The sequence below is a fragment of the Streptomyces sp. SAI-135 genome (assembly GCF_029893805.1).
Lineage (GTDB): Bacteria > Actinomycetota > Actinomycetes > Streptomycetales > Streptomycetaceae > Streptomyces.
On the sequence record NZ_JARXYP010000002.1, the window covers coordinates 6,611,681 to 6,637,795 of the forward strand.

Sequence of the window (26,115 nt, forward strand, 5' to 3'; positions counted from 1 at the left end):
CTACTGCTGCGGCGGCTGACCCGCGTTCGGGTCGTACGGCGGCTGCGGGAAACCGGGCTGCGGCTGACCGGGGTGACCCGGCTGACCGGTCTGCCACGGCTGGCCGGGCTGGGCGCCGGGGAAGCCCTGGAACGGCGGTTGCGCGGCCGGGGACTGGGCCTGGGGCTGCGGCTGGCCCGGCATCGGGGGAGCCATGGTCGGCGGCTGGTGGCCGGCCTGCCCGGTCCACAGGCCCTGCTCCTGCTGGGCCCGCACGAAGTCCTCGGCCACCATCGCGGCGAGGTCGAAGTACGCCTCCCGGACCTTCGGCCGCATCATGTCGAGGTCGACCTCGGCACCGGCCGCCAGATGCTCGTCGAACGGCACGACGACGACACCGCGGCAGCGCTGCTCGAAGTGGGTGACGATGTCCTCGACCTTGATCATCTTGCCGGTCTCGCGCACACCCGAGATCACGGTGATGGACCGCGACACCAGGGACGCGTACCCGTGCGCCGACAGCCAGTCCAGCGTGGTGCTGGCGCTGCTCGCGCCGTCCACCGACGGCGTCGAGATGATGATGAGCTGGTCGGCGAGGTCGAGCACCCCGCGCATGGCGCTGTAGAGCAGACCCGTGCCCGAGTCCGTGAGGATGATCGGGTACTGGCGGCCCAGCACGTCGATCGCGCGCCGGTAGTCCTCGTCGTTGAACGTCGTGGACACGGCCGGGTCGACGTCGTTGGCGATGATCTCCAGACCCGAGGCCGCCTGGGACGTGAACCGGCGGATGTCCATGTACGAGTTGAGGTACGGGATCGCCTGGACGAGGTCACGGATGGTCGCGCCGGTCTCGCGCCGCACCCGGCGGCCGAGCGTGCCGGCGTCCGGGTTGGCGTCGATGGCGAGGATCTTGTCCTGCCGCTCGGTGGCCAGGGTCGAGCCCAGCGCGGTCGTCGTGGTCGTCTTGCCCACGCCGCCCTTGAGGCTGATCACCGCGATCCGGTAGCAGGACAGCACCGGGGTGCGGATGAGGTCGAGCTTGCGCTGCCTCTCCTGCTCCTCCTTCTTGCCGCCGAGCTTGAACTTCGACCCACCGGGAGTGGGACGGCTGCTCTTCGCCTTCTGCTTCTTGCTGTTGACCAGCCTGTCCGAGGTCAGCTCGACCGCGGCGTTGTAACCGAGCGGAGCGCCCGCGCCGGCGACCTGCTGCCGCTGGTCGTGCTGGACGGCGGCGGGCCAGGCGGCACCGGTGCGCGGGTCCACGCCGGGCTGGCCGGGGGCGCCCGCGTAGGGGTTCGGCTGGGGCGCCTGCGGGGGCTGCGGCTGCTGTCCCGGCTGGGCCGGCGGCACGGGCTGGGCCGGCGGCACGGGCTGGCCGGGGGCCTGCTGCTGGGGCTGCGGGTAGCCGTAACCGCCCGGGGTGGGCTGCGGGAACCCGTACCCGGCCTGCGGGTTCGGGGGAGCGGGCGGCTGGGGGTAGCCGTAACCGCTCTGGCCGGGCTGCGGGGCCGGGGGCTGCGGCTGCGGGAAGCCGTAGCCGCTCTGCGGGGGCTGGGGCGCGGGAGGCTGCGGGAAGCCGTAACCGCCCTGTGCCGCCGGGCCGTCGGGCTGCGGCGGGGTGGCCGGCCAGCCGGCGGGCGCGGGCTGCGGCGCCTGGGGCTGGGCAGGGGCGGCGGTCGGCTGGGCGGGCGGCTGCGGGGTGCCGGGCTGCGCGGCGGCCGGCTGAGGCTGTCCGCCCGTCGTCCACTCCGGGGCCGACGGCGGCGCCGCACCGGAGTCCGCCGACGCGAACTGGGGCGGCAGCGGCGGGACGGCACCCTGCGGGGCCGGCGGCGGCCGCCAGCCGTCCTGCTGGGCTTCCGGCTGCTCCGGTACGGGGGGCTGCGCGGCCTCGGGCTGCTCCGGAGCGGAGTTCGGGGCGGCCGGGGGCTGTTCCGCAGCGGCCGTCTGGGCAGCGGGGGCGGCCGGGGCCTCCGGTGCGGGGGTCCGCGGGTCCGCGCCGGTTCCGGTGTCGTCGGCGGAGGCCGGGGGCTCCGGGTCCGTGGCCTCGGCGCCGGACGGGGTCAGGGCGGTGTCCGTGCTCTCGTCGTCGGCGCCGGATGCCGTCTCACCCGAGGTGGGGGCAGGGCTGCCTGCCTCCGGGGTCGCCTGCGGAGCCTCGCCGGAGGACGTCGGCTCGGGTGCGGTGGACGCGTCCGCCGACGGGGCGGCGGGCGGCTGCGGGGCGCTCGCCGTCGTAGCGGCGGCGGACGGGGTGTCGGTACGGCCTTCCGCGGCCTCGCCGGTCGACGGCGCGGCGGTGTCGGTGCCGCTCTGAGCGGCGGGCGGCCCCGGGGGCGCGGGCGCCACGGGAGCCGTGGGCGGCTCGGGGGCGACCGGGGGCGCGGGGGGCACGGGGGCCGTGGGCGGCTCGGGGGCGACCGGAGGCGCGGGCGTCGCCGACGCCGTGGCGGGCGCGGGGGTCGCGGGAGGAGTGGGGGCCGCCGGGGCCACAGGGGGCGCGGGGGCCGCGGGCACCGGGGGAGCGGGCGGCTGTGGGTAGCCGTAGCCGCTCTGGGGGTTCGGGGGTGTGGGGGGCTGCGGGTAGCCGTACCCGGCCTGCGGGTTCGGGGGGGCGGGCGGCTGTGGGTAGCCGTAGCCGCTCTGGGGGTTCGGAGGAGCCGGCGGCTGCGGGGCCGTGGGGTTTCCCGCCCACGGCGGCGGAGGCGGCGGGGTCGCACCGGACGTGCCCGCGGACGGGTCGAGCTGCGGGCCGGGAGCGGGAGCCGACGGTGCGGAACCGGACGTATCGGGGTAACCGGGGTGCTGTGCAGGCGCGGTGGGGGCAGGGGCGGGCGCGGGAGGCGCCGGCTCGGCCTCGGGCGCCGCGCTCTGCGTGTACCAGGCAGGGGCGGCGTAGTCGATGGTGAACTCGCCCGTCATCTCGGTGGCGGACTCCGCGTCGGACTGGTCGTCGCTGGGCGTGGTCCAGCCCGCGCGCAGCCCGTCCCGATCGCTCTGCACAATTCCTCCTGGTTGGTCGAGCACCCTCGTGCCGTGTGGGGGCACTCATGTGCCGGGCTGGGGGCGACCGTTCCTGTTGTCCGATCCCACTGAGTCCCCTGGACGCGAACAACCCACCCGTGGGTTCCTACGCCGCACCCGCATCAAGCGTAAACGCCACAGGCTTCGGCGGGGCAGGCCCGTCCGCTGTGCGCTCGCACGCGACGGAGCGGTGCCTGCCTTGATGTCGCCCTTGTGACGGTTGTCTGTCTCCGGCGGCCCGGGACGGCCGGCTCCGTCCCGGCCCCGGACTGTCTACTGCGCCTGCTCGGCCTGCTCGGCCTGCTCGGTGGCGGGTCCGCCCTGGTGCGGGGCGGGCTCCAGGTCGAACTCGCCGTCGCGGGCGCCCAGTACGAAGGCCCGCCACTCCGCCTCCGTGTACCGCAGCACGGTGTCCGGGTCCAGGGAGGACCGCATGGCCACCGCGCCCTCGGGGAGGTAGGCGATCTCGACGCGCTCCTCGTGTTCCTCGGTGCCGGGCGCGCTGTGCCATTCGACGCCGGAGATGTCCAGGCCGTACAGCTCGTCCCGTTCCCTCGCCTTTCGCGCCCTGACGTCCTCGTCCGGTGTCTTTGCGGCGATGTCGTCCGCGTCAGTCATGGTCGGCGGGCCCTTTCTCATGAGCGAACCTCGTGCAGCAGCACCCTACTTGGCCTGGGGCCCCTCACACGGCGCAACGGTTCGATCACGAACTCGCGTGAGGGGCCGAGACCTTGGCCGCACCCCGAGGCCGCCCGTCAGTCCATGCGGCGGGGAGCCCCGAGCAGGCCGGTCTCCGCGTCGGTGGGCTGGGTCATCACGTACTGCCGGTGCTTCTGCGTGCACCACAGGGCGACGTTGTCGGACAGGGACGGCAGGGAGGCCGCGTCCCCCTGCGGCAACCGCATCGACTTGCCCACGACCTCGGACTCCTGCGGGGAGATCCGCTGGACGCCGACGACGTCCGCGTTGGCCAGCAGACGCGGCGCGGTGGGGCCGAGATAGGGGAGCAGGGTCAGCACCGACTGCCAGGGCGCCGTGGTGAGACGGCTGCGCGGCGGACGGATGCCCAGGTCGCGGATGATGAGGACCGGGCTGGCCGGGGACGGGCCCTGCGGGGCGATCCGCCCCACCTGGTGGACCGTCACGCACTGCTGGCCGCCGCCGGCCGCCTGCGCCATCGGCGCCCACAGCTGCGGGCGGGCCGTCTCCACGGCCACGCGGGCGCCGATCGCCGCCGCCCGCAGGGCGATGACCTGGGCCAGCCAGGTGCCGCCCACCAGCACCATGTCCAGCCGGGTGGGACGGCACAGCCCCAGCACCGCGGGCCGGTTGTCGGGATCGATGCCGAGGATCAGACCGTCGTCGCCGACCGGCAGGGTCAGCTGCGCGAGCACGTCCGCGTCGACGAGATGGCGCTCACGGCGAGGACCGAGCAGACCGAAGGCCGCGCGCAGACGCCGTTCGGGGCCCAGCCGGGCGGGCTCGGGGGAACGGGGCAGATGCCCGGGACGCTGCCCGGGGAAGCCCGGGGTGGACGACCCGAAGCCGGAGCGGCCCGAGGGACGCATGGTGGGAGTGGACATCAGCGGGTACCTCCCAGCGGCAGGGTGGCCAGGACTCCGGGCAGCTGCTCACGGTCGAGCCGGACGAGACCGAGCTTGAACGCGGACGCCGCGCGCTCCAAGTGCTGTGCGGCCTCGCCCAGTTCGTTCTCACCGCGACCGGTCAGGCGGACGTGTCCGGACAGGGCGAGGACCTTGCCCCGCCGCCTGCTGATGGTGAGCGAGAAGGTGCTCGCGAGCGTGGGCGCGGAGGTCAGCGCGCCGACCAGCCGGGGGAACGCCGGTCCGCCGCCGCCGAACTGCGGCCACTTGGAGACCCAGTAGGTGGTGTGCAGCCGGTCGTCGCAGCGCCAGGTACGGGTGGTCTCGGCCGTACGGCGGCCCGAGCGGCTGCCGTCCAGGGCGGCGCCGCCGGTCGTGGCCATCGGGTTGACGCAGGCCGAGGTCGCGATGGCCCCGCAGATGTCCGCCTCGCTCAGCACCTTGGCCTGCATACCGGCCCCCATGAGCCGGCTCGCCAGCTGGTCGGCGACGCGCAGCAGCGCCCGCCGGGCGCCCTGCATGCCGCCGCCGCGGGCCTCCACGGCCTCCGGGCACAGCTCCGGGTCGAGCTTGAGCGCGACCCAGGTGATGCGCAGCCCCGGTGTCATGCTCTGGGCCTGGAGCGGCCCGTAGGAACGGACCGCCATGGCCTGCGGGGGCAGGTGCGGGGCGGGCGCGGGCTGGGTGTGCTGGACGACCTGGACCGAGGCGAGCCGGATGTCGTCCACCTCCAGCAGGCCCTGGAGCAGGTCGAGGGAGATGTCGCCGGTGCCGTAGGAAGGACGCAGGGGGGTGTCCGCGGCCTGCACCTGGACGAGCGCGGTGAGGAAGGTGCCGTCGCCGAGCATCCCGATCTCGCGCTGTTCGCGGTCCTGGAAGCTGTAGGTGCGCAGCGCCGGGTCGCATTCGACGGCCGGGGCGAATCCGGGGTCGGTGCCGGGCGGTACGGGCTCGGCGTTGCGCTTGCGGCGGTCGCGGAGCGCGCGGGCGGTGCTGAACCACTCGGGCAGCGGGCGGCCCGCGCCGGCGCAGCAGTCCGGCCAGGACCAGCGGTACGGCCAGCACGATGCCGACGGTGAGTCCGATGGGGCGCAGCAGCCAGCCGATCAGCAGGACCGCGGCGGCCAGTTCGAAGCCGACCAGCTGCTGGACCCGGATGGGGCCGATGCTGCCGGGGCGCCGGGCGAGCGACGGCGAGGCCGGACTGGAGGGCCTCCGGGCCGGGGCCGGCTGTGCCGGTTCGGGCACCTGACCGGGCCCCTGGTTCTCCTGGGTACGACGGCTGCCGTTATGGCGCCGGGACCTGGTCGCAGTGCTCATCCCCCGGTACAACCCCTTTGCATTGTCTGGCCGCGACTCGAGCTGGCGGCGGATCACCGTACCCCGTACCGTACGGTGCGATCGTCACACGGCATAGTAGAGGCCCCTGCAGGAGCAAACGCCACGGAGTACCGGGCGGCCCTGGGGAGTTCCGCATTCGGCAACAAAGCGAAAAAACGGGGAGTTGACCCATCGATGGCGACACGTCGGGATGAGCTGAACGCTTACTCCTTCGCGCGCAGGCGCACGGTGGCGGCGTTTCTTCAGCCGTCCCCGCACGGTTCGGAAGAGGCCGCGCCGCGTCCGCTCAAGACGGTCCTGCCGAGTCTCGGGGTGGCTGCGCTGGTGCTCATCGGATTCGGCGCCTGGGGCATGCTCAGCCCGACCGCGCCGAAGGGCTGGGACGAACAGGGCAAGAACATCCTCGTCGGCAGCGAGTCGACGACGCGCTACGTGCTGGTGAAGACCAAGGGCGAGAACAAGCTCAGCCTGCACCCGGTCCTCAACCTGGCGTCCGCCAAGCTCCTGCTGAACGGCGAGAACCCCCAGGTCATGAAGATCAAGGAGTCGGTGCTCGACAACAGCAAGTACCCGATGGGCGCCACCGTCGGCATCCCCTTCGCCCCTGACCGGCTGCCGTCCGCCTCGGACGCGGAGACCGTCAAGACCTGGGCGCTGTGCCAGTCGCCCGGGCAGGACGGGCAGCCCGTCAGCGCGACCTACGTGCTGGACAAGGGTGACTACAACAAACTCCTGCACAACAAGGGCGAGTTGAACCAGCGCGAGGTCCTCTACATCGAGGGCCCGAAGGACCCCACCTCGCTCAGCGGCAACGGCCCCCGGTACATGGTCACCGCGGACGGCAGCGCCTATCTGGTCGGCGGCAAGGCCTGGCGGCTCGCCAGCAAGAACTCCCTCCAGGACATCGAGCGGGCGGTGTTCGGCGACGGGAAGCAGCCGCAGAGCGTCAGCCCGGACTTCCTCAAGACGCTGAACGTCGCGGGAACCCTCGAGTTCCCCAACATGGCGGAGGAGGCGGGGGCGGACGCGAACGTCGACGGCCTCGCTCCCGATCTCTCCAAGGTCGGCATGGTCCTCGAAGCCGGCTCCGGCGCCGGCGAGCAGAAGTACATCGTGCTGAAGAACAAGGTGCAGCCGGTGTCCGACTTCGCGGCACAGATGTGGCTGCGCAGCCCCTTCATCAGCTCCGTGTACGCGAGCCGGAAGCCGGAGGCGGTCGAGGTCGGCTTCAACGACATCCACCCGGAGACCGGTGAGTGGATGCAGGAGATGCGGTGGCCCGAGGAGCCGGTGGTGCAGGCCAACACGCACTGGGAGCAGGGCGGCAACAAGATCTCGTGCAGCGTCTGGCACGGCGGTGCCAAGAACGAGCGGACCGGTCTGCCGCTGATGTCGGTGTGGTCCGGCCAGGACTACCCGAAGGACCTCTCCCAGAGCGGTTCGCGGACCTACGTCTCGCCCGGCAGCGGCCTGCTCTTGAAGCGCCTGACGGGCGCCAACGCCGGTGGCGGCAGCACCTTCCTCGTCACCGACACGGGCCTGCGCTACTCGGTTCCCGCACGCAACGACAGCGCGGTCACCGGCGGCGAGAAGGCCGACACCCAGCAGACCAACACCGCCCAGGTCAGGCTCGGTTACGGCAAGATCAAGCCGGTGGCGGTACCGGCGGCGTGGGCGGACCTGCTGGCGGCGGGCCCGGAACTGAGCAGCGGCAACGCGGAGCAGGCGCAGGGGTCGTAGACGGGCGGCATCGCCGGGGCACCGCTGCACCGCGTTGCCGCTTGTTGCCTCAGGGGCTCTGCTTCAGCCGGTTGGGCCGGGGGAGGGCCCCTCGTGGTGTGTTCCGGTGCCTGCGGGAGGGGTCCGGCGTGAGTCAGCGCGGTTGGTCGAGCGCCCCTCGTCGTGGATCACGCGCGTCGCGCGCGCGTAGCAAACAACTTGTGAAAAAGGTGAGTTGAGTTCATCGCGATCTTGCTACAGAACCCTTCGGATGTTCGTTCTGTCGGCGGATGCGACTAGAGTGGTGCCGGACCAGACTGGGTACGCCTGCCGCCCTTCGGCGGTGGCGCTCCAGGTGTGGGTCTACCTAGAACTCCTACGTCTCATGGGGGACACAGCATGGCTGGACAGCAGTTCACCATGACCGAGGAGGAGATGGTTGCGTTCAGCGGCCAGATCTCCACGGTCAGCTCCTCGATTCAGTCCGAGATCCGCCGGCTGCAGACCGTGATCGACACGATCACGGGCGGCTGGAAGGGTTCGGCGGCCACCGCGTACAACAACCTGCAGAACCAGGTCAACCAGGATGCGACCAAGATCAACCAGATCCTGGGCGACATCAAGGAAGCGATCGACCAGAGCACCAAGGCCTACGCGGCGTCGGAAGAAGAGCAGCGCGCGTCCATCCAGAACATCGCTGCGCAGTCCCCGTTCGGATGATCGGTCCCGTGCGCTTCGGCGTGCGTGTCGTATGACCGACCATTCCCACAACTGAGGAGACAACAAAGACATGTCCGGGCAGATCCTTGTCAATTTCGCCACGATCTCCCAGGCCGCGCAGGACGTCCGCAGCACGGCGGGGAAGATCCGCCAGCAGCTGGACGACCTCGAGAGCGGCGTGAAGCGGATCTCGACCAGCTGGGAAGGCTCGGCGCAGGAGGCCTACCGCGCCAAGCAGGCCGAGTGGGACCAGCGCGCCGCCTCCATGCAGCAGACGCTGGAGGCCATCGCCAAGGCCCTCGACGGTGCCGCCCAGAACTACCAGGCGACCGAGTCGAAGAACGCCCAGATCTGGGGCGGCTGACGTGATCGCCTGATGGGGGCGGGTGCGCTGTCGCGCACCCGCCCCCATCGGCGGTTCACGGGGCGTATGGACTTTTCCGCTCATAGCCGGTTCATGCGTCCTGGACAGGAACAAAACGGGAGGACGTAAGACAGTGGGATCCGGGGCATCGCGCGTCGCGCGTCGGAGCGCCGCAGGCACCGCCGCCGTGGCGGTTCTGGCCTGTGGGCTGCCCTTGGCGGGGGCCACACCGAGCATCGCCGCCGAGCGCGTGCGGACCACCTTGGCCGACGACGACGTACGTTTCCAGGTCGACGACACCAGCTGCTCGTTCCCGTCCGACATCATCAAGGGGACGCCCTGGTCGCTGCAGCGCGTGGTCCTCGACCAGCTGTGGCAGGACACCAAGGGCAAGGGCGTCAAGGTCGCCGTCATCGACACCGGTGTCGACACCGTCAACGCGCAGCTCAAGGGCGGCGCCGTCGCCAACGGCAAGGACTACCTGCACCCCGGCGGCAACGGCAGAACCGACAAGGTGGGCCACGGCACCAAGGTGGCGGGCATCATCGCGGCCAGGAAGCTCGACGGCACCGGATTCGTCGGTCTCGCCCCGGAAGCGACGATCATCCCGGTCCGTCAGAACGACGACCAGGGCAGCGGCAACGTCGGCACGATGATCCAGGCGATCAAGTACGCGGCCGACGCCGGCGCCAAGGTCATCAACATCTCGCAGGACACCGCTTCGAAGATGAACCCGACGGTCGACGCGGCCTTCCGGGCGGTCATCAAGTACGCCCAGGAGCAGAAGGACGCCCTGATCGTCGCGGCGGCCGGCAACGACGGCGCGGACGGCAAGGTCAAGGAGACGTACCCGGCGGCGTACCCGGGCGTGCTGGCGGTCGCGGCTTCCGACCGCAACAACGCCCGCGCCCCCTTCTCCCAGTCGGGCCCGTTCGTGGGCGTCGCGGCACCGGGCATCGACATGGTCTCGACCGTCCCGGTCGGCGGCAACTGCGTGGACCAGGGCACGAGTTTCGCGGCCCCGTACGTCTCGGGGGTTGCGGCGCTGATCCGCGCCAAGCACCCCGAGTGGAGCTACGAGCAGGTCATCACGCAGATCGAGCAGACGGCGGACCGGACCAAGGCGGGCCGCGACGACTTCGTGGGCTGGGGTGTCATCGACCCGGCCGCCGCGGTCAACGACGACACGACGACGCCCTCGGCCGACGGCCCGAAGCCGGACTCGGTCGGCCCCGCGGGCGACTCCGCCAACGTCCAGGCCGCGACACTGGTCCTCGGCGAGTCGGAGCAGCAACGCACGGAACGGTACGCGCTGTACGTCCTGGCGGCGGGGTTCGCCCTGGTGCTGCTGCTGTTCGGAGGCGGACGGGTCCTGAGCGACTGGCGGCGCAAGCAGGGTGTGGGTAACAACGTGGAGTCAACGGGGAGCTGAGCATTATGGCTGAGCAGTACAAGGTCGATCTGAGTGAGATCGAGGGGACGATCACCAAGCTCAACGGCGTCATCAGGGACATGACGACGTCCAAGTCGAGCTGCATGGGCAACACGTACCTGCCGCAGGGCGCGCTGGGTACGGGCTTCGGTGAGGCGAAGGCGTTGTACGACGCCCACGAAGCGATGAAGGAGCGTCTCTACGAGATCGTCGCGCACCTGGAAGACGTGCTGGACGACTTCGGGAAGAAGACGAAGAGGACGCATGACGCGTTCAGCGATGCTGAGGCGGAGAACTATGCGGCGTTCAACAGGAAGTAACGGGATGTCCTGCTACGGGGATACGAGGGGGCTGTAGACATGGGCGACAAGGACATCGACGACTTCGAGTACGTCGAGACGAACCAGTGCATTTCGGCGAAGCACACCACGCCGTTCGGGCTCAACTACGACATGGACCAGATGAAGGACATGGTCCGTGACGCCGACCCGGGCACCGTGAAGAGGGTCGCGACGGCCTGGGAGGCTCTCAGCAAGGACCTGGTCGGGCCGGGTGGGATCAAGGAGAGCCTCGACGCTGCTGTCGAGCACGTTCTCGCCCACTGGGAAGGACAGAGCGCGGATCTGTTCAGGGCGCGGGCGCAGGTGATCGGCAAGAAGATCACGGACAGCTCGAAGTACGCCACCAACACGTCGGTCTCCCTGCGGGGTGCCGCCGCGAAGCTGGAAGAGATCAAGCCCGAAGTCCTGGCGATGGAGAAGCCGGGCAAGGTCTCCAGCGCCCTCGACTACGTCGGCAACATGGGCGACCGCGACGACTCGGGCGCGAACAACGCCCTCAAGAGCGGCGCCGGCTCCCAGGAGGCCCTCGACGGCAACGCGGGCAGCTTGTCGGAGGGGCGCGAGGCGCAGCTTCGGATGGCTGTGAAGATGGAGGCGTTGGGGGCGGCTTATAACAGTCGGGCTGCGGAGATGGGGTCTTGGAAGACGTCGTCCAAGCCGGGCGCAGGCACCATCAGCGATGGCGATGACTGGCCTGGTGATCCGGGTGGTGTGGCACCCGCTCCTGTGATCATGCCAACGGAGGCGACTCCGCGAAGCCCGAAGGCCGTAGCCTCAAGCACCGCTCGCAGCGGTCAGGTTGGCGCAATCGGCTCCTCGAAGTCTGTAGCTCCGCCCTCCGGCATCACGGGCGGCGCACACAAGCCGTCCACGACGCAACCTCAAGTCAACACCGCGATTGACGGCATTTCCGGTGGTCGCGCAGGTGCACCTTCGACTGGAGGTGTCGGCCCAGTCGCTGGCGGATCGGCTGGCGGAGGGGGCATCGGAGGGGGTGCTGGTTTTGTCGGCGGTGCGGTTGGCGGAGCGGCTGGAGCTGGCGCAGCCCGTGGCGGCATGGTTGGTCGAGCCGCCGCAGGCGCTGGCGCCGGTGGCATGGCCGGACGCGCCGGTGCCGGCGGTGTAGGTGGCGCGGGTGCCGCCAAGGGCGCGGCCGGACGTGTCGGCGGCACGGCTCGTGGTGGCGTAGTGGGTGGCACGCCCAAGTCCGGTGCGGGCGCCGGTAGGGGCACCGCCGGCGGCTCGGGTTTGCACAGCAGTCGCGGGGCCGCAGGAAAGGGAGCCAGCGCTGTCCGTAAGGGCGGCATTGCGGGTGCGCCCGGGGCCCGCACCGGGCGACGCAAGGAAGACGAGCAGCACGAGGGCGAGCGTCCGGATTACCTGGTCGAGGACGAGGAGACCTGGACTCCGCAGACCAACGCGGCGCCTCGAGTGATTGAGTAGTCGCTAGGTGCTCACGGGCACGTGACAAGATGCGTGGGCGTGGCTACAAAGCCACGCCCACGCTCGTCACTGGGAGAGGGAAGACGGTAATGGCCTCCAGGCGAAAGATGTGCGCACTGAGCGCCGCTGCACTGACCGGCGCGCTGGTCCTGGCAGCGGCTCCCGCTGCTTCCGCCGACCAGACGAGACAGGCTCAGTGGGCCCTGCAAACGCTGCAGGCCGAGGATGCGTGGAAGATTTCAGAAGGTAATGGTGTCACCGTTGCTGTAATCGACACTGGCGTGAATTCTGAGCATGTGGACTTGCAGGGAAATGTCCTCCAGGGGAAAGACTTCACTGACGGCGACGACGATGCATCGCCTGACGCTTCCGAGGACGACCCTTCACACGGCACTGAAATGGCGGCGGTTATTGCTGGCCACGGCCATGGGGCAGACGGCAATGACGGTGTGATGGGGTTGGCCCCGAAATCCAAGATTCTACCAATCAGGGACGACACCGACCGCGACTTCAGTTTCGCTGATGAAATTCGCTACGCAGTGGACCATGATGCCTCGGTCATCAATATTTCGGGGTTCACTACCAAAGACAACGTCGCCGATCGTGAAGCCATTGCTTATGCACTGGAACACGATGTCTTGGTTGTGGCCGGGGCAGGGAACCAAAACAAAGACCCACTGATTCAGTACCCTGCAAAGTATCCCGGCGTTCTGGCCGTTGGCGGAGTGACACAGGATGGGACGAGTTGGGACGGTGGAAACAGCGGGCCAGAAGTCCTGCTGTCGGCCCCCGCTACTCGGATCGTGAGCGCTGGTTGGCCTGGAAATAAGCTTCGAATTTCAGACGGAACATCAAACTCGACCGCGTTCGTTTCCGGTGCGGCGGCTTTGTTGCGCTCGAAGTACCCAGAATTGACGGCTGGTCAGATTGCCAACCGGCTTGTTAAGACTGCCGCGCTCCCCACTTCGGCCAAGGGAGTTTCGCTGCCCGATGAAAGGTACGGGTACGGCGAAATTCGCCCGCTGGCCGCATTGACTGACAACATCCCTGCAGGTTCGAAGTATGGGCCGCTGAAGGTTTCCACCACAGGATCTGAAAGCCCATCCGCTGCCGCAACGAATGGATCGTCTGATTCCGAGGATTCTGCAGCACAACAGAAAGCAGATCAGAAGCAAATGATCTTCTTTGTGGTCCTCGGAGTTGTAGCCCTGGTCGTGATCGGTCTACTCGTTCTGCTGATCATTAAACTGTCCCGTCGTAACAAGAAAAACAACGGCAGGCCTGATGGGCCTACCGCATATCCGCAGTATGGGCAGCAGCCCTTGCCTCCGCAGCAGAACCCGTACCAGCAGGACGCTAATTCTCACGGAAACCCGTATCAGCAGCAGTGGCCGCCTCAGCAATAGGTGACGCATTAGTTCGCTGTGGCTGTTGTGATTGAATCTGCGTGGGCGTGGCCTTCGGGCCGCGCCCACGTTCGGTACGGGAGAGGAAAGATGGAATGGCCATCACGCGAACGGTGCGTGCCTTGAGCGCCGCAACATTGATGGGCGCGCTGATCCTGGCGGCGGCTCCTGTTGCCTCTGCCGACCAAACCAGACGTGACCAGTGGGCGCTTACAACACTGCAGTCGGATTCTGTCTGGACGATTTCGAAGGGTAAAGGCGTTACCGTTGCCGTCATCGACACGGGTGTAAATGCCGAGCACATTGATCTGCAAAACAATGTGCTCAAGGGCAGGGACTTTGTCGACGGGGATGACGATGCCTCGCCGGAGGCTACGGATGATCAAGCCTCGCATGGTACGGCGATGGCTTCGCTGATTGCTGGGCACGGGCACGGGCCGGGATCAGCGGACGGGGTTATGGGACTTGCGCCGGAAGCAAAAATTCTCCCCATTCGCGCGGATCTTGCGAGTTTCGCCGACGAGATCCGCTATGCAGTGGATCAGAAGGCATCCGTCATTAATATTTCGATGGATATTACTGATCAATTGTATGCGGCCGGAGGGTCGCCTGAAGATCTGGAAGCTATCTCCTACGCCCTAAAGCATGACGTTTTGATTGTGGCCGGCTCGGGGAATGACGGGAAGTATAGTGTCGCGTTCCCCGCTAGAGCTCCCGGCGTTTTGGCTGTAGGAGGGGTAACCAAAAGCGGTACTGTCTGGGGAGATTCCAACTATGGTCCCCAAGTTATGCTGAGCGCGCCTGCCACTGATATTGTGCATGCAGCGTGGCCCGGTAATAAGCTCTCCATCGGGGACGGGACTTCAGATGCTACCGCCTTCGTGTCAGCGTCAGCTGCCCTGCTTCGATCAAAATTTCCTAATCTCACGGCTGGGCAGATCGCGAATCGTCTCGTCAAGACCGCCGTCCTGCCGCATTCCGTCAAGCAGAGTTCCCTCCCGGACGAGAAGTATGGTTATGGAACCATTCGTCCCCTCGCAGCGCTGACGGATGACATTCCCGCAGGTTCTCAGTACGGACCGCTCAAGGTGCCGGGGGCAGGGTCTGACAGCCCATCTGCTGCGGCAACTGCAAATACGCCCGGTATGGAGAACTCTGCAGAACAAGAGAAAGCAGACCAAAAGCAGATGATTTTCTTCATCGTCCTTGGTGTCGTCGCACTGGTTGTATTTGGTCTGATCGTTCTTCTGATCGTGAAACTGTCCCAACGCAACAGGAATAAGAACGACGGCACGGGTGGCCCGCCCGGACACGTGCAATGCGGCCAGCAGTTCGCCCCGCCACAGCAGAACCCGTACCAGCAGCCTACTGCGGCCCAGCAAAATCCGTACCAACAGCAGCCCACCCCGCCCCCCGGCCAATGGCCTCCGCAGCAGTAGAGGTGCGGACTGTGTTTCCGCAAAGATTGTCTTGAGCTTGAGTAGGCGTGGCCTTACGGTCACGCCTAGTTTGTTGGGTCTAGGGAATTGAATGGGTTTCACGTGAATGGTGCGCACTGCAGGTGACACGGTATTGATAAGCGTGGTCATCCTGGCGAGGTCGGATGCGACGCGTCCGGCCGGTGTCATCGTAAATGGAAAGGCCAGCAGTCTCATCCTCCGCAGCAGAATTCATGTCAGCGGCAGATGCGACAGAGTGGCTCTGCCTCACGGATAGTGGTCGCCTCGGTAGCAGCTACAAAGCAGAGTCTCAACGTGCCCAGCTGATGCGGTGCGGCTTATCCAAATCGAAGGAAATACCCGATCGAGGTCTTGGAGCATTCGGATGAGCGCAATTCCCGGCGGTTCCGGTGCAGAGTGGGGCCCAAGGCCGCCCAAATCGGTGCCGCGTGTGTGGACGCGCTATTTCCTGCAATGGCTCTGGGGCCCGCCGGTCTGGGTGCTGGCGCGTATTCCGCTCCTTCTGTTGGCTGTTCTCGAGGTCGACGTGCCGAGTTCGGTAACCGGGCGTGCCAGGAAACCTCGTTGGCGGCGCCGAATCTGGGTGGACAGGGAACGTCTGCGTCTTGAACGGATCCGTGACCCACAGGTGCAGGAGCGCGAGTTGCGGCAGTTCCTCGCCGACCATCGCCTGAACTGTGTGCCGCCGCGACCTGGGGTGCCTGCGCCGATTCCCTGCTCGGGGGGCAAGCATCGACTGGGCATCGATGACTGCTACTACCGTCTCCTGGGCGCGAGGCGAGCTCTGGACATCGCCCATCACGAGTACGGCTGGGTGCCGGCTGATGGTTTTGAGAAGAAGCTGCCGGGGTGGTTGCAGCTGCGGTGCCCATGAGTTTGTCGGCCGCCGACCAGGCCGTGACGGTGTCGGTGCCGGTGTCCCCGTCTCGCGGGTGAGGGACGCCCCGTGTGCGTCGGTGCGGTCGATACGGGTCCACCAGGGCCGTTCGGCCTCGCAGTCTGCCGAAGACCCCTCCCCCGCCAGATCCAGCCTGCCGCGAGGTCGGTGTCTCGCAAAGGATCGACCAGGTCCGCGCTGTTGAGGTGGAAGGTCTGCGTCGCTGCCGACCTGTCGTCGCCTCCTCACCGGGGACTCCAGGGGGTGGAGACGGTCCTGCTCGGTTCGCGTGTGTAGTGCGATGAAGCCTTGAGCCTCGGCAGGTTCCCAACGCGGCTGCCCCCCAGCTTTCTTCCAGTGCGCGTACCAAGGGGACCTGTGGGTCCGGGCGCATGCGGATGCGGATGCGGATGGTGCGCCACAGCTGGGACTGGACGAAGAAGGTCTGCCACGCCGGCTCCGGCAACCGCCACTCCGCGACCAAAGCCTCGTCTTTCGGGGCGCCGTCGCGGAGGACACAGGGGACGTCGGACCGGGCGTCAATCCACGGGATCCGCGGTCACTGGTCGCGTCGATATTCGGTAGGGGTCTCTCCGCAGGGCGATTCTCGGACCGCAGTGCTAGCCGCGCTGCGGGATTCCAAACGTGCGTACGGGAGAAGTAGCCCTGCAGGGCGCCCACGGTAACTGCGCCGGAGTGGGGGCGAGTTGGCGTTGCGGGTGATCGTTGGTAGATGATCACGGAGTTCGCCCGAAAACGGATTACTCACGGGGTTTCCTATGAAGACACACATTCTGTCTGCCCGCCGTGCGGCCGCCTCCCTCGCTTGCGCCGCGGCGGTCGTGGCACTTACGGCTTGCGGAGGCGGCAGTGATGCAGTTCGGAGCGCAGCCGGTGCCACGCCCTCCAAGACCTCGGAGGCCAGTCCCGCCGCGGAGCCGAACGGCATCGAGAAGCTGTCCGCGAAGGAGATCTACGACACGGGCATGAAGACCAATGCCAAGGCGGGATCGTTCCACGAGAAGATGGAGAGCGGGGGCGGAAAGAGTGATCTGCGGCTCTCCGCTTCCGAATGTGTCGGCACAGTCGACATCGCGGAGAAGGGTTCCTTCGAGGTCATTCGTATCCGCAAGGACATCTGGGTCAAGCCCGATGCGACATTCGCCGGCGGCATGAACTCCGCGCTCGGGGAGGAGTCGTTCTCCACCGAGAAGTGGACCCACGGCACGTCGAGCAACGCGCTTATGGCGAAGCTCGCCGGCTGGTGTCACCAGGAGCAGCTCAGTGCCCCCGACACGCTCGACGCCGGCAGCAAGGCGACCAAGGGCAAGGTCACGACGGTGGACGGTCAGCAGGCGGTACCGGTCGTGCTGGCGGGCAAGGGGGAGTCCGTCACCTGGTACGTGGCGAGTACCGGCAAGCCCTACTTCATCAAGCAGGACAGCAGCCGAGACGACATGCAGGACCTGACGGACTCCGACTTCGGCGAGGCGGTGGGTGCGAAGGCGCCGTCGGGGGAGGTTGGCGAGGCACCGAAGGGCTGAGGATCAGTGGAGCGGGTGACGGCTCGGTGGGCAGGCGGCCCGCCGAGCCGTTTGCGTGCACCGGCGCGTCCCACACTGCGGCCCGCGGTGGGCCACGCAAAGGAAGGTCCGGTATCTTTCGGCCTGCTGATTGGCATGTCCTTGCCTAGGTCGCCGGGCGCGAGGCTCGGCCGGAGTGGGCATCTCACGTCGTACGGGCGCAACGGCCTCCGTGCTCGAGTGGGCGAACCGGGCATGTCCGCCACTTTCACAACGGGGATGGGACAAGGGATGAGTACTCCCTTCGATGCGCCGCACAGCGGATCCACTCACACGCGGCTGAACTCCGTGCCCGCGGAAGGCGGCGGAGGCGGAGGAGGCGGCGGTACCAACGTCGACACCCAGCGCCTCGACGAGGCCGCCAACGCGCTCGTAGAACTGCGCGGCGACACCGAGAACGTGGACAACGGTGCCGACGACGACTGCCTGAGCGCCTCAAGGGGGCTGAACAAGCACAGCGCCGGGGGCATGGCCGAGGCGGGCTCCTGGGCGACCGCGGGCTCCCTGGTGACGATGGACGTCCGTTGGGGTTCCCAGGTCCTTCATCTCAAGAGCCTGCTTCAGGAGATCAGCGACAAGCTCCACACCACCACGGGTCACTACACCCGCACCGAGCAGGAGGAGCAGGCCCGGCAGCGCTCGATCAGCACGCCCTTCGGGTGAGTTGGGCCGCCCGGGACGTCGCCGTGGCGCGGCGACCGGGCGAGCCGCCGAGTCGTACCGGAACCCCCTCACAAGGAGCAGTCGCACATGGTCTCCATCCCCTACCTCGACAAGGCCGACCTCGCCCCACTGGCCGATGCCGCCGCATCCTGGAAAGCCCTGCCGGCCAAGTACGAGGCCTTGCAGCGGGAGTTCGAGCAGCGGGTCGTCAACCACCTCAAGGGCCACTGGGAGGGGGACGCGGCCGAGGCCGCCTTCACCACCATGGGCAAGGCCCGCACGGAGTACGAGAACGCCGCCACCGAGGCGGAGCGCATCGCCAAGCTGCTGCTGGACGCGCACGGTGAATTCGCCGCATCTCAGCGGCAGTTGCACGCCCTGCTCGACGAGGCCCGCAACGACCACTACAAGGTCTACGACGACGGCCGTGTCGAGGACGTGGACCCGCGGTGGGACAGTCCGACGGCCTCCGCCTCGCCGGGTCTCGCCAAGGAACGCAAGACGAAGCTGGATTCGCTGGTCTCCCGCCTGACACGCGTCCTGGAGGCGGCCACCGCGGCGGACGAGGCGGCCAGTTCGGCCCTGGAGCGCGACGCCAACGGGGACGGTCAGGGCTTCAACACCAGCGTCTACACCACCCTCGACGCCGTCGAGGCCGACCAGGCAGCCGCCCTGATGAACAAGAAGGGCCGGCTCTCCGACGCCGAGATCACCAAGCTCAACCTGCTGCTCTCCGCCAACAAGAACAACCCCGAGTTCTCCCGGGAGTTCGCGGTCAAGACCGGTGGCGAGAACATGCTCGGCAAGTACAACGAGCTCATGAGCCCGCCCGCCGGCACCACGCTTTCCAAGGCGCAGCTCGCACAACTCAAGGAGCTCAAGTCCAACTTGGGCACCACCATCGGCACGGCGACCACGTCGGACGACCACCGCAAGGGCGGCCCCGACCCGGAGATCACCAAGTTCCAGAACGACCTCCTCAAGGCGGGCCAGCGCGACTTCAACGCCAACCCCACCGAGTCGCCGTACGGCCTCAGCGGCTACCAGCTCACCAGCAGCCTGATGAGCGAGGGCAAGTGGGACAAGGACTTCCTCCAGGACTACGGCGACGCGCTGATCACCGCGGAGAAGAACGGCGCCAATGCCGGGCAGAACCCCGACGCCTACTGGGGGGTACCCGCGGACACTGGGCTCGACGAACATCGGGGCGCTCGACCCCATGACCGGGTTCATGGACGCCCTGGGGCACAACCCGGAGGCCTCCACCGAGTTCCTCACCTCCGAGGCCACCATCGACGGCGAGAAGGTGGATCACCTCGACTACCTGCTGAAGGACCGGCACTGGCCGGAGGGGGCCGGTTACACGGGCGACTCCGGGAACCCCAGCGGCTACAACAACCTGGGCCACGCGATGGAATCCGCCACCTCGGGTCGCCCCTTCGACAGCGACGGAGCCCCGGTGAAGCACACCGCCGAGCGCGCGGCGCTGATGAACGAACTCGTCAACACCATCGGCGGCGACCCTGACCTGATCAGTGGCTCTCCCCGGGACGAGATGCGGGACAGCCTGGGCAACATGACGGCCGAGTACATGGCGGACGTCCAAGCCGCGTTCGGGAACGAGCAGGGCACGATCAAGCCCTTCGGCGAACCCGTCAATCCGCCCAAGGGATTCGAGACCGGCACCCTCGTGCCCTTCCTCGCCAACGTCGGGCGCGACCCGGACGCCTATGTCGCGATCAGCGAGTCCTCGCAGGCCAACACTGCCATCTGGATGCAAGAGGTGGCGAAGCAGCACCCCGGCTACGACGAGATGACTCCCGCGATGGAGAACGTGGCGCATCCGGGCGGCATCGTCGCCGGGATCCTCAGCGACGCCCGCGATCAGGCGATCTTCGAGGAGCACTCGGCGTCCGACAAGGACTTCAACGATGCCGTGGCGACCGGCGACAAGTGGGCCGGGCGGGGCCTTGGCATGGCGGTCGGCGCGGCGACGGGGACAGCGGCTCCGATCGTCGGGATCATCGCGGGCTGGGCCGTCGAGGACATCCAGGCGATGGTGGTGGGCCAGGTCCAGCAGGACACCACCGACGAGGCCCAGAAAGAGGCGTACACCAGGTACGCGGAAGGAAGGGCTGCCGTGCGGGACTCCACTGCGGATTCGCTCCGCGAAGCCATCAGGAACGCGGGGGTGGACATGCCCCCGCAGAAGCTGGACACACTGGCCGAGTCCGCGGCGCGGGCGGCGGACGACGGGCACACCACGGGAGCGACGTGGAACTCTTCCGGGAGCGGACGATGATGTCGACGGTGCTGAGTCCTCGTGAGCAGGGTGCCGCCCGTGGACTTCGACAGCGCCTCAGGGCGCTGGCCGTCGTCACAGTGGCGGTGTTGGTCTCGGCCGGGTGCAGTGGCCAAGGTGGCGACAGCGTCGACGAACGCAGCACCTCGGTGTGCGACGGCACCCTCAAGGGGCAGGTCTTCGCGACGCTGGTGGGTGACGACGGCGTCGTCTCGGAGAAGACCAGCAAGTTCTCTCCCGCGAAGTGGACGGCTGCGGGGAGGTGCGAGCTCTACGGCAAGGAGGACTCCGTCCGGATCGACTATCTCTGGCACTCGGACGACCTCGACGACCTCGACAGGTACCGGTCGCCCAACGCCTCCACCGTCAAGTCGTTCAAGGTCGACTCGGCGGTCGGGTACGTGGAGAAGAACCGCGCATTTGTCGCCATCCCCTGCGCCTTCGAGGGGCGGTCGGTGAGCAAGCACGAACTGCTCGAGGTCGAGGTGGCGAACATGCCGCCGAGCCGGACCCTCGACAGTGGTCAGCGCGAGACGTTCGCCTCCGCCGCGACCATCGCCGCGCGGTATATCGGCGGCGATGTGTTCAAGTGCGCCGCGATGCACCCCACGGAGAGCCTCGGATCGAGTTCCCCGAGCCCTTCGGGCAGTGCGTCGACGTGAGTGACTCAGCAAGATCGCCCCTGTTCGGCGGGAGGACGCGGCGGCTTGTCGGATCCGCGGTGACGCTGGCCGTCCTGGGGGCCGGGTACTACGGATTCCAGCTCCAGTACCCGGCAGCCAGGACCGCAAGGGCGTGCAGTGGGATGCTCGCGGCCGACCCGGTACTGGACCTCGCGGGGAAGTCGGGGCTGTCCGTGCTCGGTCTCGGATTCGACGTTTCCAGCAGGAAGTTCGACGTGTCGGGCGATGTGAAGGAGCCTGCCGGCCTGGCGACGCGCTGCATGGTCGACGGCATCGAGATCGCCGTCGAGACCACGGCCGGCGCCCAGAACGCGTACGGCGCCTATCAGGACGATGAGAAGGCCTCTCCCGTACCGCTGAGCGGCGGATGGCAGGGGCTCATGGTCACCGACGGCGAGGAGGCGACCGCGTCGGTGCTCCTCAGCTGCAGGAACTGGTCACCGAACGAGGGCAGCGGAATCCTCGTGACGGCCGATTCGCCGTTCGACGTCGAGGTCACGGAAGCCATACGGCTCAAGCTCGCCCGGGCCGCTACGGCAACGGCGCAGCGCGCGGCGGACAAGACCGGCTGCGAGACTGAGCCGGGGGATGCGGGCAAGGTGACCGCTCCTGCGGCCGGCGCACGGACCGTGTCGGCCGGCGCCGCCACCGGAACCTGTGAAGGGATGACGTCGGCGCCGACGGTGCGCGAGACGGCCGCTGCGAAATCGCCGGTGGAGGCGTGCGTTCTCGTGGACGATCTGCGGCTCGTCGCCGCATACGGTCCGTTCAGCGACGCGTCCGCAGCCGTCGTCAACGGCAAGTACGGCGGCAACGACAAGCCCTCGGGGATCGACAGGTCCACGGCCTGGACGTCGGCCACCTGCCCGGGCGCCCTGGGTACCGGCTACTACCACGCTTCGCCGGTCGGGGGCAGCGTCCGGAGGTTCACGTCCGACCCGCTCACCGAGAAGGAGCGGGCGGATCTGAGGCACTTCGCGGAACAGTCGGCGGCCCGCCACGGCTGCGGCGCACCGGAGGCCGTGCCCTCCTGATTCCTTGATTCAGAAACGGCGAATCCGCAGGCGTCGCGGGGTGGCAGTGGGCCAGAGGACGTGACAGGTCGGGCGATCGGCAGCTCATCGGGCTGCCGATCGTCTTGTTCAAGCGCAGTCCAGCCGTGCCCGCGGCGGGTTGCTGCCGGACGTCGGTGGCGACCTGAGGAACGTCTCACCGAATGGGCCCGAGGGCGAGGTGCACAGCCGGCCGACGCCGTCCAGGTGATGAGAACGACTGCGCTGCCCCGGAGCTCAGAGCAGGGCGTGCCGAGCACCAGCCGCCGTCGGCCCGACGGCCCACTGGAGCCGAGTTGACCGTATCCCCCCATCGTGTGCCGGTCCGTGACTCTTCGGGCGGTGTGCGGTTGCGGAAGTGCACGTCAAAGGTCGTCGAGGGATGGGTGTACGGAGCGACGCATGACTGGTGACTTCTACTTGGACCCGCGCGAAATGGCAGGACTGGCCGGTGCGTTCGAGACGCGGGCCCATGACATGGCGAGTGCCGTCAGGGCATTTGAGCGGACGACGGGGGCGGAGCAGATCCATGACGGGTTCGGGTTTCTGACGGAGTCCGAGGAAGTCACGTCGGCCTACGTCGACTTGGCTGCGGGGATGGTCGAGTCCCTGGGCAACCTGGCCCGCAACTTCGACGAGTTGAGCCGGGCAGTCAAGGACAACGCGAGGAACTCCGCCGCGGCGGACGACGCTCTCGCCGGGCTGTTCAAGGGCGGGAAGAGGTGAGCGAGGAGAGCGTCGCCGAGAAGGTCTACGAGGCCGGGATCGAGGTGGTGAATCCCGGCGGCCGTCCCGATGTGCTGCGTGCGGCGGCCAAGGGGTGGCGCACGATGGGGGAGGAGCTGGAGGAGGCGTACGGAGGGCTCGACCGGCGGGTGCGGGGCGTACTCGGTGAGCACTGGCGCGGGGAGTCCGCCGAGGCCTTCCGCGCGTACTGGGAGAAGGTCGGCCGGGCGGTCGAGGAGACCGTGCCGCTCTTCGAGCAGGCGGCCAGGGGGCTTGAGGAGGCCGCCGACAACATCGAGGAGATCAATGACGAGATCCATCAGATCTACCTCGAGATCGGTGTCTCGATCGCGGCGTCCGTCGCGCTGTCCTTCGTCACGGTCGGGTTCTCGGCGGCGGCGGGGGCGGCGAATGCGGTGCGGTTGGCGGCGCAGGCGGGAAGTGCAGCGTCCAGGTTGGGGCGCCTGCTCGGTAGCGCCGCTCGGTTGTTCCGGTACGTTCGCGGGCTGGCCAGGAGCAACGGGCCATGGCGGCTGATCGTCGAGCTGGGCGTGCAGTGGGGCGCGGGGACTGGCACGGGAATCGCCACCAACCTGGCCATGGGCAAGGATCCGGAGCTCGCCAACAACGCAGTCAACGGCTTCGTGGGTGCACTGGGCGGGAAGTACGGGGCTGGTCTGCTGGCTCCGAGGCTGGGGGGCGGTGCCTGGGCCGTGGCCGCCGACGGCGCGGTGGTGGGGGCCGCCTCTTCGGTCGTCGGTGACACCCTGAACAACCTTCACGGCAGAGAGCGGTTCGACGCCTCTCAGATGGCCCTCGGAGCCGTGGCCGGAGGGCTGACCGGGGGCTCCGGTAGCGCGGCCGTACATCGCGCCACGGAGGGACGGACGTTCTCCGGGGCGCACCAGCTGGTGGGGGATGTGGCCACCAACGCTCCCATCAGCTTCGGGCTGGGAGCAGGAGGCAACATCTCCAAGGACGTGGACGGACTGGTCAACGGCAATCCCAATGCGGAGGAGGGCAAGGACCGTCCCGGTGCAGTCGCCGACGCGAAGAGAGACGCTGGAGACGACGTCGGCACGCTGCGGGCAGGACCCGACCCGCAGAGGTATGGAGCGTTCGGGTGAGCACTGAATGGACCATGGACAAGGACGCGAACGACGCAGCCGATGTCGCCGGTCTGCGCGTCTTCCCCCGCTGCGGGAGGTTCATCGCCGCAGTTGCTCCGATCGCACTCGTGGCGTCGACGGCAGCCTGGCTCTTCCTGGGGGCCACGCCGGTGCGCGCGGCTGTCGTGTGGGGTGCGCCGGTGCTTCTGACCGGTTGTCTGGTGCTCTGGGGCGTGGCGGTGGTGCGTGGGGGCGGACAGACCAGTCGCGAGACCTACCGGTGGGCTGTGCGCACCGCTTCGACCACCCCGGACCGCGGTGCGCGTGCGGTGCCGTTGCGGCTGGGCGGCACGCGCTGGATGTCCGCCCGTCTCGCCGGCGCCATGGTTGCCGTTCCCGCGATGTTGGCTCTGTGGGTGACCCTCGCCGCCGTCGACATGCGGGGAACCGGTACCGGTGCAGTGCTGGCCGAGGCCGGTGCGGTGATTGAGCAGCGCACCATCGTGAGGATCGAGAACGAGGTGGCCGCGAGTCGTCACAGCACCGCCGATGCCACAGCGGACTTCACCGTTCTGCTTCCTTCGCCGACAGGTGAGGGTGTGCCCGCGGGTTTCGAAGCGACCACGAACTACCGTCGGGAAGTCGGCAGCGAACTTTACGTGGCCTACGTCCCCGGGCATCCCGAACTGGGTGCCATCGGTGACGATCAGCGTGCGGATGTGGAGCGTCAACTGGCGGGGAGAGCAGTACAGGTCGGCGACGCGTGGGCGATCGCTGGTTTCTGGGCGCTGGCGACTCTCGGCCCACTCGGCTTTTGGTGGAGGAAGGAGAGCATGCGTCGCCCCGAGCGCACCGTCGGCCCCGGCTGGAAGGCGCTGCGCGTCTCCGTCACCGGATCCGGCCTGCACATCGACGCGCCCCCGCCCGGCAGTCCGGAGGCGGCCGACGAGAAGAAGCGCCGGGAGAACACCCGACGGCTGCGGTCCTTGGTGCTGGAGGGCTGTGGACAGGAGGTTCCCTTCCACTCCCAGATGGCGGCCGAAGCCGCAGGTGCCGTCCTCACCGGCGCTCAAGGCTGGCTCCTCTGGCACCCGCAACAGCGGCGCGGCCGGGACGTGCTGGCCGAGTTCGTCGGTGATGACGGCTGGCAGCTGCCCGGTGCCGTCCCGGTCCAGATGGCCGAGCGGGTCGAGGCAGCCGGCGTCATGGAATCCGCCGAGCCGGACCCCGAGCGGCGGGTCCGGACCCTGGATCTCGGCGCCGGCTGGCTCGTGACCGCGTCCTGGCCCGTCGTGGTGGGGTTCGCCGTGGCGTTGGGGTGTCTCGCCGGACTCCTGCTCGTCCCGGACGGCGGTGCTTGGCGGGTGTGGACGGCCGTGGCGGGCGTCCTGGCGCCCCTTGTCGGTTTCGCCGTTCAGGCCGTGGCGCGGATGGAGCACGGCGGTGGGGACACGGCCGGCGGGTGAGGGACACCGGGGGAAAGAGCAGGCGTTACCGCCGTCGGAAGAGCAGTCCCTAACGGGTGCACCACCGGCGTGACGCCCGGAAGCCCGCTCCAGGACACCGGAGCGGGCTCTGAAGCGTGGCCGGGGCACGCCGGCCACCCGGACCGCAACCGGGTCGCCGTACCCCGGCCGGGCGTCACCCCTCTCGGCGCCTCCCGCTGATCACATGCGCCAACCCCCACGCCACCACCCCCGCGACCACAACACCCAGCGGGGAGAACCAGTCCACCCCGCCGGAGGCCTCGTCGTTCCACCATGCCTTCGTGGGGAAGAAGGGGTTGGCCTGGAGGAAGTGCCAGGCGGCGAGGGGGGTTTCCTCGATGGCGATGATCAGGGGAAGAGCGTTGGTGTAGCCGAAGAACGTGCCGAGGGCGGCGATGGCCGGTGCGGCGAACCGGGTGCCGAGGGTGCCACCGGCCGTCTTGCCGATCAGGGCACCTACGACCGCTCCGTTGAGCAACGCATGGGCCAGGTACAGGGTGTTGGCCACCGGGACCGTCTGGTCCCTGTACGTGGCCGCGATCAGACCGGTGTAGAGCAGCGAGACGACCACCGAGGCCGCGAGCCCGAGGACGATCGCGCCGACCGGGTTGCCGCGGGTGCTCGGCTGGTGGCCGGAGGGGTGCGGCGGTGGCTGAAACGACGACGGGGCCGGGTGCATGAGTGGCTGCCCGTAGGCCGGGGGCGGTGCGAAGCCCGGCTGCGGGGGAGCGGGCTGCATGTACGGGTTGTGGAAACCCTGCGCCCCCTGCGCCCCTTGCGCTCCGTGCGCCCCCTGCGGC

The 26,115-nt window shown here is 68.5% G+C and carries 22 protein-coding genes and 1 pseudogene; 18 read left to right on the forward strand and 5 right to left on the reverse strand.

All coding sequences use genetic code 11. The features are described 5' to 3' along the window. The 4 genes and pseudogenes from M2163_RS34540 to eccE form a co-directional block, all read right to left on the reverse strand. Window positions 1-2,982, reverse strand: a complete 2,982-nt coding sequence (locus M2163_RS34540) for an SCO5717 family growth-regulating ATPase (RefSeq protein ID WP_280895913.1) — start codon at window positions 2,980-2,982, stop codon at window positions 1-3. 294 nt (window positions 2,983-3,276) lie between these two features. Beyond that, window positions 3,277-3,621 (reverse strand): DUF397 domain-containing protein, encoded by a 345-nt coding sequence (locus tag M2163_RS34545; protein ID WP_280895914.1) that lies wholly within the window; start codon window positions 3,619-3,621, stop codon window positions 3,277-3,279. Between the two features lie 137 nt (window positions 3,622-3,758). Further along, a complete protein-coding gene (locus M2163_RS34550; protein ID WP_280849003.1) occupies window positions 3,759-4,586 on the reverse strand; it encodes a hypothetical protein in 828 nt (275 codons plus the stop codon). Further along, window positions 4,586-5,765 (reverse strand): annotated as a pseudogene (gene eccE / locus M2163_RS34555) (type VII secretion protein EccE). The gene M2163_RS34550 and the pseudogene eccE overlap by 1 nt, the downstream one beginning before the upstream one ends. Between eccE and M2163_RS34560 the strand changes: the two are divergent. The 18 genes from M2163_RS34560 (at window position 5,692) to M2163_RS34650 (ending at window position 25,294) form a co-directional block, all read left to right on the forward strand. Next, a complete protein-coding gene (locus M2163_RS34560) occupies window positions 5,692-5,859 on the forward strand; it encodes a hypothetical protein (RefSeq protein WP_280897440.1) in 168 nt (55 codons plus the stop codon). The pseudogene eccE and the gene M2163_RS34560 overlap by 74 nt on opposite strands. Window positions 5,860-6,122: 263 nt before the next feature. Next, window positions 6,123-7,688, forward strand: coding sequence for a type VII secretion protein EccB (eccB, locus tag M2163_RS34565; protein WP_280895915.1), 1,566 nt, complete (start codon window positions 6,123-6,125; stop codon window positions 7,686-7,688). A gap of 378 nt (window positions 7,689-8,066) precedes the next feature. Beyond that, on the forward strand, window positions 8,067-8,387 hold the full coding sequence (locus tag M2163_RS34570; protein ID WP_053850321.1) for a WXG100 family type VII secretion target: 321 nt from the start codon (window positions 8,067-8,069) through the stop codon (window positions 8,385-8,387). A gap of 70 nt (window positions 8,388-8,457) precedes the next feature. Continuing rightward, a complete protein-coding gene (locus M2163_RS34575) occupies window positions 8,458-8,751 on the forward strand; it encodes a WXG100 family type VII secretion target (RefSeq protein ID WP_053850322.1) in 294 nt (97 codons plus the stop codon). 250 nt (window positions 8,752-9,001) lie between these two features. Beyond that, window positions 9,002-10,183 (forward strand): type VII secretion-associated serine protease mycosin, encoded by a 1,182-nt coding sequence (mycP, locus tag M2163_RS34580; protein ID WP_280849001.1) that lies wholly within the window; start codon window positions 9,002-9,004, stop codon window positions 10,181-10,183. A 5-nt stretch (window positions 10,184-10,188) separates the two neighbouring features. Next, complete coding sequence (locus tag M2163_RS34585) at window positions 10,189-10,503, forward strand: hypothetical protein (protein WP_020122655.1); 315 nt, start codon at window positions 10,189-10,191, stop codon at window positions 10,501-10,503. A 39-nt stretch (window positions 10,504-10,542) separates the two neighbouring features. Next, the gene (locus M2163_RS34590) at window positions 10,543-11,967 is read left to right on the forward strand and encodes a hypothetical protein (protein ID WP_280895916.1); all 1,425 of its coding nucleotides are present in this window, start codon (window positions 10,543-10,545) and stop codon (window positions 11,965-11,967) included. Between the two features lie 89 nt (window positions 11,968-12,056). Continuing rightward, window positions 12,057-13,373, forward strand: coding sequence for a S8 family serine peptidase (locus M2163_RS34595; protein ID WP_280895917.1), 1,317 nt, complete (start codon window positions 12,057-12,059; stop codon window positions 13,371-13,373). A 95-nt stretch (window positions 13,374-13,468) separates the two neighbouring features. After that, entirely contained in the window at window positions 13,469-14,812 is a 1,344-nt protein-coding gene (locus M2163_RS34600) for a S8 family serine peptidase (protein WP_280895918.1), read from the forward strand. Between the two features lie 385 nt (window positions 14,813-15,197). Continuing rightward, window positions 15,198-15,707, forward strand: coding sequence for a hypothetical protein (locus M2163_RS34605; protein ID WP_280895919.1), 510 nt, complete (start codon window positions 15,198-15,200; stop codon window positions 15,705-15,707). Window positions 15,708-16,489: 782 nt separating this feature from the next. Further along, window positions 16,490-17,254 carry a hypothetical protein gene (locus tag M2163_RS34610; RefSeq protein ID WP_280895920.1) on the forward strand — a complete coding sequence of 255 codons (765 nt, stop codon included), beginning with the start codon at window positions 16,490-16,492 and terminating at the stop codon, window positions 17,252-17,254. A 270-nt stretch (window positions 17,255-17,524) separates the two neighbouring features. Next, a complete protein-coding gene (locus tag M2163_RS34615) occupies window positions 17,525-17,956 on the forward strand; it encodes a hypothetical protein (protein WP_280848996.1) in 432 nt (143 codons plus the stop codon). A gap of 1,231 nt (window positions 17,957-19,187) precedes the next feature. Beyond that, the gene (locus tag M2163_RS34625; RefSeq protein ID WP_348542161.1) at window positions 19,188-20,258 is read left to right on the forward strand and encodes a DUF6571 family protein; all 1,071 of its coding nucleotides are present in this window, start codon (window positions 19,188-19,190) and stop codon (window positions 20,256-20,258) included. Next, a complete protein-coding gene (locus tag M2163_RS34630; RefSeq protein ID WP_280848994.1) occupies window positions 20,231-20,920 on the forward strand; it encodes a hypothetical protein in 690 nt (229 codons plus the stop codon). The genes M2163_RS34625 and M2163_RS34630 overlap by 28 nt, the downstream gene beginning before the upstream one ends. A 59-nt stretch (window positions 20,921-20,979) precedes the next feature. Next, the gene (locus M2163_RS34635) at window positions 20,980-21,975 is read left to right on the forward strand and encodes a hypothetical protein (RefSeq protein ID WP_280848993.1); all 996 of its coding nucleotides are present in this window, start codon (window positions 20,980-20,982) and stop codon (window positions 21,973-21,975) included. Between the two features lie 420 nt (window positions 21,976-22,395). Beyond that, window positions 22,396-22,719 carry a hypothetical protein gene (locus M2163_RS34640; protein ID WP_280848992.1) on the forward strand — a complete coding sequence of 108 codons (324 nt, stop codon included), beginning with the start codon at window positions 22,396-22,398 and terminating at the stop codon, window positions 22,717-22,719. After that, window positions 22,716-23,846 (forward strand): WXG100 family type VII secretion target, encoded by a 1,131-nt coding sequence (locus tag M2163_RS34645; protein WP_280848991.1) that lies wholly within the window; start codon window positions 22,716-22,718, stop codon window positions 23,844-23,846. The genes M2163_RS34640 and M2163_RS34645 overlap by 4 nt, the downstream gene beginning before the upstream one ends. Continuing rightward, window positions 23,843-25,294, forward strand: coding sequence for a hypothetical protein (locus M2163_RS34650; RefSeq protein ID WP_280848990.1), 1,452 nt, complete (start codon window positions 23,843-23,845; stop codon window positions 25,292-25,294). Before M2163_RS34645 ends, M2163_RS34650 begins: the two co-directional genes overlap by 4 nt. Before the next feature lie 175 nt (window positions 25,295-25,469). On the opposite strand, the gene M2163_RS34655 is transcribed toward M2163_RS34650, so the two are convergent. Further along, on the reverse strand, window positions 25,470-26,054 hold the full coding sequence (locus M2163_RS34655) for a hypothetical protein (RefSeq protein WP_280848989.1): 585 nt from the start codon (window positions 26,052-26,054) through the stop codon (window positions 25,470-25,472). Window positions 26,055-26,115 lie beyond the last annotated feature (61 nt).